Source organism: Escherichia sp. AM3 (assembly GCF_032029835.1).
In the GTDB taxonomy this organism is placed as follows: domain Bacteria; phylum Pseudomonadota; class Gammaproteobacteria; order Enterobacterales; family Enterobacteriaceae; genus Escherichia; species Escherichia coli.
This window is the reverse complement of the sequence record NZ_JAVUPQ010000539.1, coordinates 1-506: the sequence shown is the minus strand read 5'-3', so window position 1 is coordinate 506 and position 506 is coordinate 1. Positions and strand designations below refer to the sequence as shown.

Below are 506 nucleotides of genomic sequence, written 5' to 3'. Positions count from 1 at the left end.
TCGCTTACCGGACCTACACGTTTCTTCTGCGCTTTGTGATCGTCTTCTTTTTATTCAGCCCCATAAGTAAAAACTCCTTTCCTTCCCCTACCGCTGGGGTTATGGTCGGATAGTTTTTTGACCATCCGCTCAAAATAAAAAGATAACAAACTGAATATTCAGGGGAAAATATGCGCAAGATCACACTGGCGCTCAGCGCCGCCTGCTTATTGTTCTCGCTTAATAGCGCCGTTGTTGCACGGGCTTCTGCACCCACGCCGCTTTACACCGGCACCACCGCCGCCATTCTTGCCGAACAGGCCCCCATTCACTGGGTTTCAGTGGCACAAATCGAAAATAGCCTGACGGGTCGCCCGCCGATAGCCGTGGGCTTCGATATTGACGATACCGTTCTCTTCTCCAGCCCCGGTTTCTGGCGCGGCAAAAAAACGTACTCCCCGGACAGCGAAGCCTATCTTAAAAACCCGGAATTCTGGGAAAAGATGAACAACGGCTGGGATGAGTTC

At 51.6% G+C, this 506-nt stretch carries 1 pseudogene; it reads left to right on the top strand.

The features are described 5' to 3' along the window. Window positions 1-170 precede the first annotated feature (170 nt). Window positions 171-506 (top strand): annotated as a pseudogene (locus RTW80_RS27105) (HAD family acid phosphatase); the annotation flags it as partial.